The sequence below is a fragment of the Kocuria sp. NPDC057446 genome, from assembly GCF_042802875.1.
Lineage (GTDB): Bacteria > Actinomycetota > Actinomycetes > Actinomycetales > Micrococcaceae > Kocuria.
This window is the reverse complement of the sequence record NZ_JBHVDI010000093.1, coordinates 1-14,667: the sequence shown is the minus strand read 5'-3', so window position 1 is coordinate 14,667 and position 14,667 is coordinate 1. Positions and strand designations below refer to the sequence as shown.

General features: G+C 74.5%; 12 protein-coding genes, 1 pseudogene and 1 riboswitch. All 13 genes and pseudogenes read left to right on the top strand.

The window, feature by feature from the left end; all coding sequences use genetic code 11:
• Positions 1-104 precede the first annotated feature (104 nt).
• Positions 105-3,362 (top strand): Rne/Rng family ribonuclease, encoded by a 3,258-nt coding sequence (locus ACFU0Y_RS11950; protein WP_380214739.1) that lies wholly within the window; start codon positions 105-107, stop codon positions 3,360-3,362.
• A gap of 180 nt (positions 3,363-3,542) precedes the next feature.
• On the top strand, positions 3,543-4,274 hold the full coding sequence (locus ACFU0Y_RS11945) for a nuclear transport factor 2 family protein (protein WP_380214737.1): 732 nt from the start codon (positions 3,543-3,545) through the stop codon (positions 4,272-4,274).
• A gap of 109 nt (positions 4,275-4,383) precedes the next feature.
• A riboswitch (TPP riboswitch) is annotated at positions 4,384-4,477 on the top strand.
• Positions 4,469-5,344 (top strand): hydroxyethylthiazole kinase, encoded by an 876-nt coding sequence (thiM, locus tag ACFU0Y_RS11940; protein ID WP_380214736.1) that lies wholly within the window; start codon positions 4,469-4,471, stop codon positions 5,342-5,344. It overlaps the preceding riboswitch by 9 nt.
• A complete protein-coding gene (gene thiE, locus ACFU0Y_RS11935) occupies positions 5,341-6,024 on the top strand; it encodes a thiamine phosphate synthase (protein WP_380214735.1) in 684 nt (227 codons plus the stop codon). Before thiM ends, thiE begins: the two co-directional genes overlap by 4 nt.
• The gene (locus tag ACFU0Y_RS11930; RefSeq protein WP_380214734.1) at positions 6,021-7,556 is read left to right on the top strand and encodes a bifunctional hydroxymethylpyrimidine kinase/phosphomethylpyrimidine kinase; all 1,536 of its coding nucleotides are present in this window, start codon (positions 6,021-6,023) and stop codon (positions 7,554-7,556) included. The genes thiE and ACFU0Y_RS11930 overlap by 4 nt, the downstream gene beginning before the upstream one ends.
• 220 nt (positions 7,557-7,776) lie before the next feature.
• A complete protein-coding gene (gene rplU, locus ACFU0Y_RS11925) occupies positions 7,777-8,088 on the top strand; it encodes a 50S ribosomal protein L21 (RefSeq protein WP_380214738.1) in 312 nt (103 codons plus the stop codon).
• 60 nt (positions 8,089-8,148) lie between these two features.
• Entirely contained in the window at positions 8,149-8,406 is a 258-nt protein-coding gene (gene rpmA, locus ACFU0Y_RS11920) for a 50S ribosomal protein L27 (RefSeq protein ID WP_017834601.1), read from the top strand.
• 142 nt (positions 8,407-8,548) lie between these two features.
• The gene (gene obgE / locus ACFU0Y_RS11915) at positions 8,549-10,114 is read left to right on the top strand and encodes a GTPase ObgE (RefSeq protein WP_380214732.1); all 1,566 of its coding nucleotides are present in this window, start codon (positions 8,549-8,551) and stop codon (positions 10,112-10,114) included.
• Between the two features lie 181 nt (positions 10,115-10,295).
• The gene (gene proB / locus ACFU0Y_RS11910; RefSeq protein WP_380214731.1) at positions 10,296-11,549 is read left to right on the top strand and encodes a glutamate 5-kinase; all 1,254 of its coding nucleotides are present in this window, start codon (positions 10,296-10,298) and stop codon (positions 11,547-11,549) included.
• Complete coding sequence (locus ACFU0Y_RS11905; RefSeq protein ID WP_380214730.1) at positions 11,546-12,904, top strand: glutamate-5-semialdehyde dehydrogenase; 1,359 nt, start codon at positions 11,546-11,548, stop codon at positions 12,902-12,904. The genes proB and ACFU0Y_RS11905 overlap by 4 nt, the downstream gene beginning before the upstream one ends.
• A 123-nt stretch (positions 12,905-13,027) precedes the next feature.
• Positions 13,028-13,276: a hypothetical protein gene (locus ACFU0Y_RS11900; RefSeq protein ID WP_380214728.1), complete on the top strand. Its 249-nt coding sequence runs from the start codon at positions 13,028-13,030 to the stop codon at positions 13,274-13,276.
• 19 nt (positions 13,277-13,295) lie between these two features.
• Positions 13,296-14,018, top strand: coding sequence for a nicotinate-nucleotide adenylyltransferase (gene nadD, locus ACFU0Y_RS11895; protein ID WP_380214727.1), 723 nt, complete (start codon positions 13,296-13,298; stop codon positions 14,016-14,018).
• A pseudogene (locus ACFU0Y_RS11890) lies at positions 14,018-14,667 on the top strand (hypothetical protein); the annotation flags it as partial. The gene nadD and the pseudogene ACFU0Y_RS11890, both read left to right, overlap by 1 nt.

The window sequence follows — 14,667 nt, the reverse complement described above, 5'->3', positions numbered from 1 at the left end:
GGGCGCCCCCGGCCCTGGCCGACGGGCCGGGCGACGTCCTCGACGAGCCGTCGGCGGCCCCGCCGGCCGGCGGTCCCGAGGCTGCGGCCGAAGCGCCGGGCGACGTGCTCGACGAGCCGACTCCGTCCGGGCCGGCCGCCGGACCCGGGTCCCCGGCCCCGGGCGACATCGCCGGGGAGCCGTCCGGGCCCGCGCAGTCCGCGCAGGCCCCCGCCGCCGAGTCCCCGGTCGACGGGTCCCCGGCCGACGCGCCGGATGACGTGCCGGCCGAGCCGTCGCGGCCCGGGCAGGACACCGAGCCGGCCGCCGGCGACGCCGCCGGGACCGACACCCTCGACGTGGCGCCCGGGACCGGGATCCCCGGCGACGACCGCCCCGGCGCGGTGGCCGACGAGGCCGCCGTTCCCGGGAACCCCGCACCCGGCACGCCGGGTGCGGAGGAGGCCGCCGAGGGCGTCGAGCCCGCCGGCGAGACCGAGGACCTGGGCCCCGAGACCGCTGCCGAGCCGGCCACGGACGCCCCGGACGGCGCCGGCCAGGACACCGCTCCGGTGGCACAGGGGACCGACGCGGACGCCGACCGGGACACCGGTCGGGACACCGACCAGGACACCGGCCAGGACATCGACGACGACGACGAGGATCCGGGCACTCCGCTGGCCGCGGCCGTGACGGCGACCTCGCTGATGTTCCACGCCCCGGACCTCGACGAGCTGCGCGAGGCCGCCCAGCAGCGCGCCGCCCGGCGCCGGGAGGCACGGCGCCGCCAGCAGGAGGAGAACGCCTCCGCCGAGGACCCGGGCGAGAGCCCCGAGGAGCAGGACACGGCGGAGCTCGCCGACGAGGGCGAGGAGGACGGCCGGTCGTCGGGCGGCAGCGCCACCAGCCGGCGCCGCCGTCGGCGCCGCCGCGGCGAGGTCGACATGGAGCTCGTGGGCGGCAGCGACGACGATCCGCCCAACACCGTGACCCGGGTCCGGGCGCCCCGCGCCGCGGAGACCGCCACGGTCGACGAGGTCGTGGCCGTGAAGGGCTCCACGCGGCTCGAGGCCAAGAAGCAGCGCCGGCGCGAGTCCCGGCAGACCGGCCGCCGCCGCCAGGTGATCACCGAGGCGGAGTTCCTGGCCCGCCGGGAGTCCGTCGAGCGGCAGATGCTGGTCCGGCAGAAGGACAACCGGATCCAGATCGGCGTCCTCGAGGACGGGGTCCTGGCCGAGCACTTCGTCTCGCACACCCAGCAGGACTCCCTGATCGGCAACGTCTACGTGGGCAAGGTGCAGAACGTGCTGCCCTCCATGGAGGCCGCGTTCATCGACATCGGCCGCGGCCGCAACGCCGTGCTCTACGCCGGCGAGGTCAACTGGGACGCCTCCCGGCTGGAGGGCGGTCCCCGCCGGATCGAGGTCGCGCTGAAGTCCGGGGACTCGGTCCTGGTCCAGGTCACCAAGGACCCGGTGGGGCACAAGGGCGCCCGGCTCACGAGCCAGATCTCCCTGCCCGGCCGGTACCTCGTCTACGTCCCGGGCGGGTCGATGACCGGGATCTCCCGGAAGCTGCCCGACGTCGAGCGCGCCCGGCTGAAGAAGATCCTCAAGGACCGCCTGCCGGACGGCGCGGGCGTGATCGTGCGCACCGCCGCCGAAGGGGCCTCCGAGCAGGAGCTCACCCACGACATTAACCGGCTGCGCGCCCAGTGGGAGCAGATCCAGGAGCGGGCCGGGTCCACGAAGACCCTCGCCCCCGAGATGCTCTACGCGGAGCCGGACCTGACGATCAAGACGGTCCGCGACGTCTTCAACGAGGACTTCACCACCATGGTCGTCCAGGGCGACGAGGCGTGGGACAACATCGAGGCGTACGTGACCTACGTCGCGCCGGACCTGCTCGACCGGCTCCGGAAGTGGGACGAGGACGAGGACCTGTTCGTGAACTACCGCGTGGAGGAACAGATCCAGAAGGCACTCGAGCGCAAGGTGTTCCTGCCGTCGGGCGGCTCGCTGGTGATCGACCGCACCGAGGCGATGACCGTGGTCGACGTGAACACCGGCAAGTTCACCGGCTCCGGGGGCAACCTCGAGGAGACCGTCACCAAGAACAACCTGGAGGCGGCCGAGGAGATCGTGCGGCAGCTGCGGCTGCGGGACATCGGCGGGATCATCGTGATCGACTTCATCGACATGGTGCTCGAGTCCAACCGGGACCTCGTGCTGCGCCGGCTGGTGGAGTGCCTGGGCCGGGACCGCACCAAGCACCAGGTGGCGGAGGTGACGTCGCTGGGCCTCGTGCAGATGACGCGCAAGCGCATGGGCACCGGCCTGCTCGAGGTGTTCTCCGAGCCGTGCGAGCACTGCGCCGGGCGGGGCGTGGTGGTCCACGACCACCCGCTCGAGGGCCGCTCCGGGGGCGTCCCGGGCGAGTCCCGCGACCAGCGCCCGAACCGCACGGAGCGCAAGCGCGGCCGCGGGGGCCGGACCGAGCAGCAGCCCGCCCGCACCGAGCAGCGCGCCGCCGAGCCCGATCCCGCGGAGCGGGCCAAGGCCGAGGCCGCGCGGACGGCGTTCGCCACGATCGCGGCCGCCACCCACCACGAGGAGGTCGTCGCGGAGGAGCCGGAGCGCGCCGAGGAGACCGCCCTGCCGGCCGAGAACCGCGCCGAGGGCTCGGGTCGCTCCCGGAAGAAGCGCCGCGGCAAGCGCAGCCGCAACCGCGGCCAGGGCACGGACGCGGCCCCCGAGCAGCAGCCCGAGGCGGGGGAGGTCTCCGCCCCGGCTGCCCCGGAGGAGGTCCCCGCCGACCGGTCGCCGGCGGAGCAGGGCTCGCGCCTGACGATCAAGGGCGAGGTCATCGAGCTGCCGCACGGTCACGCCGTCGTGGCGGAGCCCGCCGACGCCCGGCCGCTGAGCCTGGACTCCCTCGCGGAGGCCTTCGGGGAGAAGGGCCCGGACACCGGCGCCGAGCCGGTCCCCGCTGCGGAGGACGAGGCCCTTGAGGCGGCTCAGGGGAACGGCGTCGCAGCGGGAACGCGGACCGACGCCGCCGACCAGGAGACCGCTGCACCTGAGAGCACGGCCCCGCAGAGTGCGGAGCAGCAGCCGGGTGCCCCGGTGGCGCCTCCGGCGCAGGCCGGCGCCGAGCCGGCGCGGCCCCGTCGTCGCTCCCGCCGGGCCTCGGCTCCGGAGGCCCGGCCCGGTGAGGCCGAGGTGACCGCCGGTCAGGCGGCCGCCGCCGAGGGCGCCCGGCACGAGGCCAGGGCCGTCGCCCAGCGCTCCCCGGAGGAGGCCTCCCGCCGGGCCCCGACCGTGGTCGGCGTGGGCGTCAAGGCCGAGGACCTCACCAGCGGCCGGCCCGCCGACCGGGGCTGAGCCGCTCCGCCGAGCAGGACCACGGAGGACCCCGACCGTCACGGTCGGGGTCCTCCGTCGTCACACCGTCCGCACCGCTGTCGGGTCGGGCGCGGCCCGAGTAGCGTGGTCGCACGACGCGCGGACCGCCCGACCGGGCCGATCCGTCGGTTCCCCGGCCCGCGCCCCGAGGGGACGGCCATGAGCAGCAAGCAGATCGTACTGACCGCCGGCACCGAGCTCTTCGGCCACCGGGACCGCTCGGCCGTCGACCGGCACTGGGCCCCGGACTTCCGGCAGCACTCCGCACTCGGGGCCGACGGCCCCGACGGCCTGCGGGCGGCGGTCGAGCGGCTCCCGGAGGACTTCCGCATCGACCTCCTGCGGGTGCTCGAGGACGGCGACATGGTCGCGGTCCACTGCGTGTACCACGGTTTCGGTCCGGACCCCATGGTGGCGGTGGACGTCTTCCGCGTGCAGGACGGGCTGATCGCCGAGCACTGGGACGCCCTGGCGCCCCTGCCGGGCGGACCGGCGGGGACGCACCGGATCGACGGCCCCCGGCAGGTCACCGGCCACGAGCGCACCGCCGCGAACAAGGACCTGGTCACCGAGTGGGTGCACGAACGCCTCCTCGGCGCCGACCGGGACGCCCTCGAGGAGCTGGCCCGCGACCCGCGCTACGTCGAGCACGGGCCCGCCACGGGCACCGGGCTCACCCGGCGCGCCGTCCACCGGGTGCTCGGCGACGGCGACTTCGTCCTCACCGTCACGGAAGGACTGCTCGACGACGACGACGGCGCGGAGCGCGGCGACCCGGTCACCGCCGGCTGCTACGACCTGTGGCGGGTGGCGGACGGACGGATCGTCGAGCACTGGGAGGTCTGCCAGCCCGTCCCGGAGCGCCTGCCGCACGACAACGGCTTCTTCTGACCGGCGGGCCGCTCCTCGCGGCGGCGCGCCGGAGCGAACCGGGCACCGGGGCGCGGGTCCATCCCCGGCGCCCGCGCGGCGGGCAGCGCACGACGACTAGACTGGCAGGACACCTGACACGGGGTGCCGCTCGAGCGGCTGAGAACACACCCGTCGAACCTGATCTAGCCAGTACTAGCGAAGGGATGTCGCAGATGCGCGATGCCGTACCCCCGCCCGCCCGCACACCGTCGGCCGAGAGCCCGGCACCGCCGGACGCCGCGCTCGCCGAGGACGCCGCCGCGGCACTGGAGGACCTGCGCACCGCGGCGCCGCTCGTGCAGTGCATCACCAACGCCGTGGTCACCAACTTCACCGCCAACGTGCTGCTCGCCGTGGGCGCGTCCCCGGCGATGACCGACATCCAGGGCGAGGGCGGGGTCTTCGCGGAGCTCGCCGACGGCCTGCTGGTGAACACCGGCACGCCCACCGCCGAGCAGCGCGGCGCCGCCTACGAGGCCGTCGGGGCCCGCCGCCGCGCGGACCGGGCCTGGGTCCTCGACCCGGTGGCGGTGGGAGTCCTGCCCGTGCGCACGGCACTGGCCCGCGACCTGCTGGAGTTCCGGCCGGCGGTCGTGCGCGGCAACGCCTCCGAGGTCATCGCCCTCGCCGGCGGCGCCGGCGGCCGCGGCACGGACGCCACGCACGGCGTCGACGCGGCCCGGGACGCCGCGGCCGTGCTCGCCGAGCGGGCGGGCTCGGCGGTGGCCGTGTCCGGGCCCGTGGACCTCGTGCGCTCCCCGGACGGCGGCGTCGTCCGCGTGCCGCACGGCACGGACCTGCTGACCCGCATCACCGGGGGCGGGTGCGCCCTGGGCGCCCTCATGGCCGCGTTCACCGCCGTGCGCACCGACCCCGGGGCGGCGGCCGTGGCCGCCACCACGGTGTACACCCTCGCGGCCGAGGACGCGGCCGCCGGCTCCGCCGGGCCCGGGTCCTTCGCCGTGACCCTGCTGGACCGGCTGCACGCCATCACGCCGGAGGACATCGCCGCGCGGGCGGAGCTCGTGCGCGAGGGTGGTGCCCGGTGAGTCCCCGTCTCGATCCCGCCGCCCTGGCCCTGCACCTCGTGACGGACACCGCCCTGAGCGCGCCCCGTTCCGTCCCCGACGTCGTGGCCGCCGCCGTGCGCGGCGGCGCCACCATGGTCCAGGTGCGGGAGAAGGACGCCCCGGTCCGCGAGCTCGTCGCCCTGCTGACGGCCGTCGCCGAGCGCGTGGGCCGGCAGGTGCCCGTGCTCGTGGACGACCGCGCCGACGTCTACCTCGCCGCCCGCGCAGCCGGCGCCCCCGTGGCCGGCGTGCATGTGGGCCAGTCGGACCTGCCCGTGGTCCTCGCCCGGGAGATCTGCGGCCCGCACGCCGTGCTCGGCCTCAGCGCCGCCACGGCGGAGGAGCTCGACGCGGCCTCCGCGCTGCCCGCCGGGACGGTCGACTACCTGGGCGTCGGGGCGGTGCGGGCGACCCGCACGAAGCCCGACCACCCCGAGCCGCTGGGCGTCGAGGGCTTCGCCGCCGCGGCGGGACGCACGTCCCTGCCCTGCCTGGCCATCGGCGGGGTGCGGGTCGAGGACGCCGCCGCCCTGCGCGCCGCCGGCGCCGCCGGGCTGGCCGTGGTCTCCGGGATCTGCGCCGCCCCCGATCCCGGGGCCGCGGCCGCCCGCTACGTGCGGGCCTTCGCCGCCGTGCCCGCCGGGGAGGTGGCCCCGTGACCGCCCGCGTGCCCCGCGTGCTGGCCATCGCCGGCACCGACCCCACGGGCGGGGCCGGCCAGCACGCGGACCTCAAGTCGATCGCGGCGATGGGCGGCTACGGGATGAGCGCCGTCACCGCCGTGGTCGTCCAGAACACCGTGGGCGTGCGCTCCATCCACGTCCCGCCGGTCGAGTTCCTCTCCGCGCAGCTCGACGCGGTCGCCGAGGACGTCGAGATCGACGCCGTCAAGATCGGGATGCTCGGCTCCGTGCCGGTCATCGAGGCCGTCGCCCGGTGGCTCGTGACCCACCGGCCGCCGGTCGTGGTCCTGGACCCGGTCATGGTCGCGACCTCCGGGGGGCGCCTGCTGGAGCGCGAGGCCGAGGACGCCCTGCGCTCGATGCTGGGGCTCGCCGACCTGATCACCCCCAACCTGCAGGAGCTCGCCGTGCTCGCGGGGGAGGACACGGCGTCGTCGTGGGAGGAGGCCCTCGCACAGGGCCACCGCGTGGCCCGAGCGCACGGGACCCTGGTGCTCGTCAAGGGCGGGCACCTCACCGGCGACCGGACCCCGGACGCCCTCGTGGGCCCGGACGCCCCGGCGCCCCTCGTGGCGTTCGACGGCGCCCGCGTGCCCACCGAGAACTCCCACGGCACCGGGTGCTCCCTCTCCTCGGCCCTGGCCACCCTCCAGGTCCGGCACGGGGACTGGCCCCGGAGCCTGCGGATCGCCCGGGACTGGCTGCGCGGCGCCCTGGAGGCGGCGGGGGAGCTCTCCGTCGGCCACGGGAGCGGGCCCGTCCACCACTTCCACCACGTCCAGGAGGCGCTCGAGACCTGGGGCACGGTCCCGGAGCGGTTCAGCGACGAGCTGTGGGAGGCCTCGGCGGCCGTGCGGCGCGAGATCGAGGAGCTCGAGTTCGTCCGCCTCCTGGGGGACGGGAGGCTGGAGGGGGACCGCTTCCTCGCCTACCTCGACCAGGACCTGCAGTACCTCGACGGCTACAGCCGGGCGCTCGCCCTGCTGGCGGCCAGGGCACCCGACGAGGAGCAGCGGCTCTTCTTCGCCGCCGGCGCCGTGTCCTGCACCGAGACCGAGGCGCAGCTTCACCGGGCCCGGCTGCAGCACGCCGGGGACGGCGGCGCCCCGGCCGGCGGCGCACGGGACGGTCTCGGTGAGGTGACGCGGCGCTACACCACGTTCCTGCTCGCGGCCACCGCCGCGGAGCCCTACCCGGTGGGCCTGGCCGCCGTGCTGCCGTGCTACTGGGTCTACGCGGACGTGGGCCGCCACCTGAACGAGCTCGCCGCGGTCGACGGGACCGACGGGCACCCCTACGCGGACTGGCTGGCCACGTACGCGGACGAGGGCTTCCAGGAGTCCACCCGCACGGCCCGCCGGCTGCTCGACGACGCCGCCCGGGCGGCCCCGGCGGACGTGCGGGCGAGGATGCGGGAGGTGTTCCTGGAGGCCTGCGCACTCGAGCGGGACTTCTTCGCCGCGCCGGTCGCGGAGCGCCGGTTGGCGGGCACTGACCGGATCGAGTAGTCTTGATCTTCGGTGCCCTGCCGGTGCGCGCGTGTAAAAACTCGACACCCCACCTGGCGGCACACGCGGGTGCAGTTCCTGAATTGCGGCGAACCTGCGCTGACCTCGGCCTAGTCCCACGGGCCGGTCACCGTCAGCTCGTCTCAACGTCGTTGGTCCTGACAGGTATGCGCTCGACCCACACTGTTTACACATGACGTCGAGAGAAGTGAGTTCCCAAGTGGTGTACGCGATTGTCCGCGCTGGCGGCCGCCAGGAAAAGGTTTCCGTCGGAGACCTCGTTACCCTTGACCGCGTCGCCGGCGGCGCAGGCAGCACCATCGAGCTCCCTGCCCTGCTGCTGGTCGACGGGGACAAGATCACCTCGGATGCCCAGGCCCTGGCCGGCATCAAGGTCACGGCCGAGATCGTCGAGAACCTCCGCGGTCCCAAGATCTCCATCCAGAAGTTCAAGAACAAGACCGGCTACAAGAAGCGCCAGGGCTTCCGTGCCGAGCTGACCACCGTGAAGGTGACCGGCATCGACGCCTGACCGGCCCGGTCCCCGTCCAGACTCCACCAGCCAGTAAAGACCCGAAGGTAGGCACACCTCATGGCACACAAGAAGGGCGCGAGCTCCACTCGCAACGGTCGCGACTCCAACGCGCAGTACCTCGGCGTGAAGCGCTTCGGCGGCCAGACCGTCAACGCCGGCGAGATCCTCGTCCGGCAGCGCGGCACGCACTTCCACCCCGGCCTCAACGTCGGCCGCGGTGGCGACGACACCCTGTTCGCCCTGGCCGCCGGTCAGGTCGAGTTCGGCACCCGCCGGGGCCGCAAGGTCGTCAACATCCAGGCTGCCGCAGAGTAGTCCACTGGGCCGGCGCAGCCGGCCCCGGTGCGGGTCCCGACCCGCACCACCCATGTTTGGCCGGTAGAGGGTGGGTGCGTCCAGCGCCCGCCCTCTACAGTCTTAACGTGGCCCGTCCGTTCTTGAACCAGAGGAGTTCCCCGTGGCCAGTTTCGTCGACCGCGTCGTCCTGCACGTCTCCGGCGGCTCCGGCGGGCACGGCTGCGTGTCCATCCGCCGCGAGAAGTTCAAGCCGCTCGGCGGGCCGGACGGAGGCAACGGGGGAGACGGCGGCAGCGTGGTCCTGCGCGTGGACGGCCAGACCACCACGCTGCTGAACTACCACCACGCCCCCCACCAGCCCGCCCCCAACGGCGGGCCCGGCAAGGGCGACCTCCGGCACGGGCACAAGGGCGAGGACCTCGTGCTGTCCGTTCCCGACGGCACCGTGGTCAAGGACCAGGACGGCAACGTCCTGGCCGACCTCGTGGGCCAGGGCGCGGAGTTCGTGGCCGCCCCCGGCGGACAGGGCGGTCTGGGCAACGCCGCACTGGCCTCGGTCAAGCGCAAGGCCCCCGGCTTCGCGCTCCTCGGCACACCGGGCTCGGCCCGCGACGTGGTCCTGGAGCTCAAGTCCATCGCCGACATCGCCCTGGTCGGCTACCCCTCCGCCGGCAAGTCCAGCCTGATCGCCGCGATCAGCGCCGCCCGGCCGAAGATCGCCGACTACCCGTTCACCACGCTCGTCCCGAACCTCGGGGTGGTGCAGGCCGGGGACGTGCGCTACACCGTGGCGGACGTCCCGGGGCTGATCCCCGGCGCCTCCGAGGGCAAGGGGCTGGGACTGGAGTTCCTCCGCCACGTCGAGCGCTGCGCCGCGCTGGTGCACGTCCTGGACTGCGCGACGCTCGAGCCCGGGCGGGACCCGGTCTCCGACCTCGAGACGATCGAGGCGGAGCTCGCCGGCTACGCCGTGGACGGCGACCTCGACGGCGGCCAGGCCGTCCCCCTCAACGACCGGCCCCGCCTCGTGGTGCTGAACAAGATCGACGTGCCCGAGGCGCGCGAGCTCGCCGAGTTCGTGCGACCCGAGCTCGAGTCCCGCGGCTACCGCGTGTTCGAGGTCTCCACCGCCTCCCACGAGGGGCTGCGTCCGCTGACCTTCGCCATGGGCGAGGTCGTCCAGGAGGCCCGGACCGCGCGTCCCGCCACGGCGGAGGCGCCCCGGGTCTTGCTGCGGCCCAAGGGGGTGCGCGGACCCGAGTTCACCATCGCCCGCGAGGAGCGCAACCTCGAGCCGCTGTGGCACGTGCGCGGCGACAAGCCCGACCGCTGGATCCTGCAGACCGACTTCAACAACGAGGAGGCCGTGGGCTACCTCGCCGACCGGCTCGCGAAGCTCGGGGTGGAGACGGAGCTGTTCAAGCAGGGCGCCCGGCCGGGGGACGCCGTGCTCATCGGCCCCGAGGACGACGGCGTGGTCTTCGACTGGGAGCCCACGATGGTCGGCGGCGCCGAGCTGCTGGCCGGGCCCCGCGGCACCGACCTGCGCTTCGCGGACATCGACCGCCCCACCCGCGAGCAGAAGCGCCAGCAGTACCAGGACCGCAAGGACGCCAAGGCCGCCGCCCGCGCCGAGCTCGAGGCCGAGCGCTCCGCCGGCGTGTGGACCGAGTCGGTCGACGCCCGGCGCGGCGACGCCGCGGGCGGTCCCGGCACCGGGGACTGACCGCCCCGCGGCACGGGTGCGGCTACGCGCAGGACGCCCCCGCCCGGCCCGCTCGGAGCGACCGACCGGATCCACCGACCCGACTCACTGCACGACTCGGCCTACCGACTTGACCTACCGACTTGACCTACCGACTGACCGACACACCGACGACGCCCACCGGACGAGGGAGACGCCCAGGATGAACGAGCAGACGAACGAGATCGACGTCGAGCAGCTCGAGGAGGTCGCGGAGAAGTCCGCGGTCCAGCTCAGCAGCGAGAGCCGCGGCAAGAACCGCCGCAGCCCCATCGAGCGCCGCGAGGACATCCCGCGCGCCCACCGCGTGGTGGTCAAGGTCGGCTCGTCCTCGCTGACGTCCATCGAGAGCTCGATCGACGAGCAGGCCGTGCGGATGATCGTGGACGCCCTCGGCGAGACGAAGGCCCGCGGCATCGAGGTCGTGTTCGTGTCCTCCGGCGCCATCACGGCGGGCCTGGCGCCCCTGGGGCTGTCCCGGCGGCCCAAGAACCTGGCCGGCAAGCAGGCGGCAGCCGCCGTGGGCCAGGGCCTGCTCATGGGCCGCTACATCGAGTCCTTCGCCCGCTACGGCGTGACCGTGGGCCAGGTGCTGGTCACCGCCGAGGACCTGATGCGGCGCAGCCACTACAAGAACACCCACCGCCAGATCGAGCGGCTCCTGGACTTCGGCGTGCTGCCCATCGTCAACGAGAACGACGCCGTGTCCAGCCAGGAGATCAAGTTCGGCGACAACGACCGGATCGCCGCCCTGATCGCCCACCTCATCAAGGCCGACGTGCTGCTGCTGCTCTCCGACGTCGACGCCCTCTACACCATGGACCCCCGCAAGGGCGGGGAGCGGATCCCGGTGGTCAACGACCCCATCAAGGACCTCGAGGGCGTGCAGATCGGCTCGGTCGGCCGGGCCGGCGTCGGCTCGGGGGGCATGGTCACCAAGGTCCAGGCCGCCCGGATCGCGGCGGCCTCCGGCATCCCCGCGCTCGTCACCTCGGCACAGAACATCACGCGCGCGCTGGACGGCGAGGACGTCGGCACCTGGTTCGCGACCTCCGGCGGGCGCCGCAACGTCCGGCTGCTGTGGCTGGCCCACCTCGCGGACATCAAGGGCTCCCTGACCCTGGACCCGGGCGCCGTCGAGGCGATCCGCGAGCGCAACTCCCTGCTGGCCGCCGGGGTCACCGGCGTGTCGGGGACCTTCGAGGCGGGGGAGCCCGTCTCGCTGCGGGACGAGGACGGCAAGGAGATCGCGCACGGGCTGAGCAACTACTCCTCGGACGAGATCCCGCCGATGTTCGGGAAGTCCACCTCCGTGCTGGCGGAGGAGCTCGGCGACGACTACAGCCGGGAGCTCGTGCACGTGGACAACCTCGTGGTCCTGCGCGCCCGCGGTGCACGGACTAAACTGAAGAAATGACTTCCGCCGCACACGATTCCGTGACCACCGACGAAGCCACCCGCACGACCGGCAAGGCGGTCGTGTCCGACCACGGCATTGTCGCCACCTTCGGGGAGGACCCCGTGGCCGGTGTCGCCGCGATGGCCGACGACGCCCGCGACTCCGCGCGCGTCCTCGGCCGCGCCACCCGGGCCTGGAAGGACCGCGCGCTGCTCGCGATCGCCGACCGCATCGAGCGCAAGCGGGACGTGGTGCTGGCCGCGAACGCCAAGGACCTCGAGCGCGGCCGCGTGAACGGGACCTCCACGGCCCTCCTGGACCGGCTCAAGCTGGACGCCGACCGGATCACCGGCCTCGCCGAGAGCCTGCGCGAGCTGGCCGCGCTGCCCGACCCCGTGGGCGGGTTCGTCCGCGGGTCCACGCTGCCCAACGGCCTGCGGATGCGCCAGGTGCGCGTGCCGATGGGCGTGGTCGGCGCCATCTACGAGGCCCGCCCCAACGTGACCGTGGACATCGCCGGCATCGCCCTGAAGTCCGGCAACGCGGTGCTGCTGCGCGGCGGCTCGGCCGCGGAGGAGAGCAACCGTGCCCTCGTGGGCATCATCCGGGACTCCCTCGCCGACGTGAAGCTTCCGGTGGACTGCGTCCAGAGCGTCGACGAGTACGGGCGCGAGGGCGCCAACGCGCTCATGGGGGCCCGCGGCAAGGTCGACGTCCTCATCCCGCGCGGCGGCCACGGGCTGATCCAGTCCGTCGTCCAGAACGCCAAGGTCCCGGTGATCGAGACCGGCGAGGGCAACGTCCACGTGTTCGTGGACCACTCGGCGTCGAAGGACATGGCCGTGGGCGTGGTCGTCAACTCCAAGACCCACCGCACGAGCACCTGCAACACCACGGAGACCCTCCTGCTGCACAGCGGCTTCGAGCACGGGGCCGCCGTGCTGACCGCCCTCGACCGGGCCGGCGTCACGCTGCACGTGGACGAACGGGCCGAGGCCCTGCTGCCCGCCGGCAGCCACCACCTGCGCGCCACGGACGAGGACTGGGGCACCGAGTACCTGTCCATGGACCTGGCCGTGAAGGTGGTCGACTCCCTGGACGAGGCCCTCCGGCACATCGACCGGTGGTCGACCCGGCACACGGAGGCGATCGTGACGAACGACCTCGCCTCCGCCGAGCGGTTCGTCGCCGAGATCGACGCCGCCGCGGTCATGGTCAACGCGTCCACCCGATTCACCGACGGCGGCCAGCTGGGCCTCGGCGCCGAGATCGGCATCTCCACCCAGAAGATGCACGCGCGCGGGCCCATGGGTCTGGAGGAGCTGACCACCACGAAGTGGATCGTCCAGGGCGACGGGCACGTCCGCGCCTGAGCCCCGCACGCGGCGGGCCCGCCGCGGATTCAGTACGATGAGAGCCGTCCGGGCCTGCCGGCCGAGGCGGCACGGGCCGCTCACCGACCACCCGCCGCCACGTCGGCGCCAGAAGGGATCCCCATGTTCGAGCAGACCGTCACCACCGTCCTCGCCGCCGCCGAGGGCGGGCACGCCGCCGCCGAGGCGGGAGTTCCCCCGTGGGTCTGGGGAGCCTCCGTCTTCGTCGTGCTCATCGGCCTGCTGGTGGTGACGCTCTCCTACGCCAACCGCGGGCTCAGCCCGGAGGCCGGCCAGCACCAGGATCCCGCCGACCTGCCCGCGGACGAGCGGGCCATGCTCGACGAGTACGCCGCCAAGCGCCACGGCTGAGCCGGGCAGCCCCGCCGTCGTGACGACCGCTTCGCAGGACACCCCCGCCCCGACCCGGGACCTGCCCCTGACGGGCACGGCCGTCCCGCCCCGCACGCCGGGCCGCACACGGCTCGGCGTCATGGGCGGGACGTTCGACCCCATCCACCACGGCCACCTGGTGGCCGCGTCCGAGGTGGCGGGGGAGTTCGACCTCGACGAGGTCGTGTTCGTCCCCACCGGGCGCCCGTGGCAGAAGGCCGCCGGGGCGGTGAGCCCGGCGGAGCACCGCTACCTCATGACGGTCATCGCCACGGCCTCCAACCCCCGGTTCACGGTCAGCCGGGTGGACATCGAGCGCGACGGGCCCACGTTCACGGTCGACACCCTGCGGGACCTCAAGCGCCAGCGGCCGGACGCGGACCTGTTCTTCATCACGGGTGCCGACGTCATGGGGGAGATCCTGACCTGGAAGGGCGCCGAGGAGCTCTGGCAGCTCGCCCACTTCGTCGGCGTCACCCGGCCCGGCCACGACCTCGCGGCACCCGTGGGCTCGAGCGGCGTGAACCTGCTCGAGGTGCCCGCGATGGCGATCTCGTCGACGGACTGCCGCACCCGCGTGGCGGAGCACAAGCCCGTCTGGTACCTCGTGCCCGACGGCGTGGTGCAGTACATCAACAAGTACGGCCTCTACCTCGGACCCGGGGACGCGATGACGACGGACCACGTCGGCGCCCGCGGCGTCTCGGCGAAGGCGCCCTGATGGCCGCCGAGGACGAGGTGCGGGACGGGGCGGCCCCGGACGCCGAGCCCGTCCCGGCGCAGCCCCCGGCGCCCGCCGGGCCGGCTCCCGTCATCGACCTCGGCGGCGACGGGGTGCCGGTCCGTCCGGTCAAGCCCCTGGGGCCGCGACGGCTGGCCCGGCTGCAGCGGGAGCTCGAGGAGCGCTCCCGCGAGCTCGCGGAGGCCGGGAGCGGCCCCGCGGACCCGGAGCTGTTCGAGAAGCAGCGCCGGTTCGCGGAGCTGGCCGCGCAGGCCGAGGCCGCGCAGCCCGGCGCGGGCGCCGCCCTCCAGGAGCCGGTGCTCCCGGAGTCCCCGGCACCCGGCACCGGGACGCCCCCGGAGGACCCGCAGGAGCCGCGCGAGCAGATCACGGTCGTGTTCCCGGACGGCGGGCCCGCCGGGCCGGACGGGCACGTCTCGCCCGACCCGGTGCACGTCGACCCCGCCCTGTTCACCAACCGGCTCGCGCCGGAGGACCTGGCCGCGCTCACGCACATCGAGATCGTCGCGCCCACGGAGGTGGAGCACCACGGCTCCCACGCCGTTCGGCGGTCCGAGACCGCGCGGGCCGGGACCCGGGACACCGGCGCCGTCCGGTCGGCCGGGTCCGGCCACCACGATCCTGGCAC

Excerpts from the sequence above, each read along its gene's own strand:
- ACFU0Y_RS11900 (WP_380214728.1), top strand. The coding sequence starts at position 13,028 with ATGTTCGAGCAGACCGTCACCACCGTCCTCGCCGCCGCCGAGGGCGGG.
- rpmA (WP_017834601.1), top strand. The coding sequence starts at position 8,149 with ATGGCACACAAGAAGGGCGCGAGCTCCACTCGCAACGGTCGCGACTCC.
- proB (WP_380214731.1), top strand. The coding sequence starts at position 10,296 with ATGAACGAGCAGACGAACGAGATCGACGTCGAGCAGCTCGAGGAGGTC.
- ACFU0Y_RS11945 (WP_380214737.1), top strand. The coding sequence starts at position 3,543 with ATGAGCAGCAAGCAGATCGTACTGACCGCCGGCACCGAGCTCTTCGGC.
- ACFU0Y_RS11905 (WP_380214730.1), top strand. The coding sequence starts at position 11,546 with ATGACTTCCGCCGCACACGATTCCGTGACCACCGACGAAGCCACCCGC.
- thiM (WP_380214736.1), top strand. The coding sequence starts at position 4,469 with ATGCGCGATGCCGTACCCCCGCCCGCCCGCACACCGTCGGCCGAGAGC.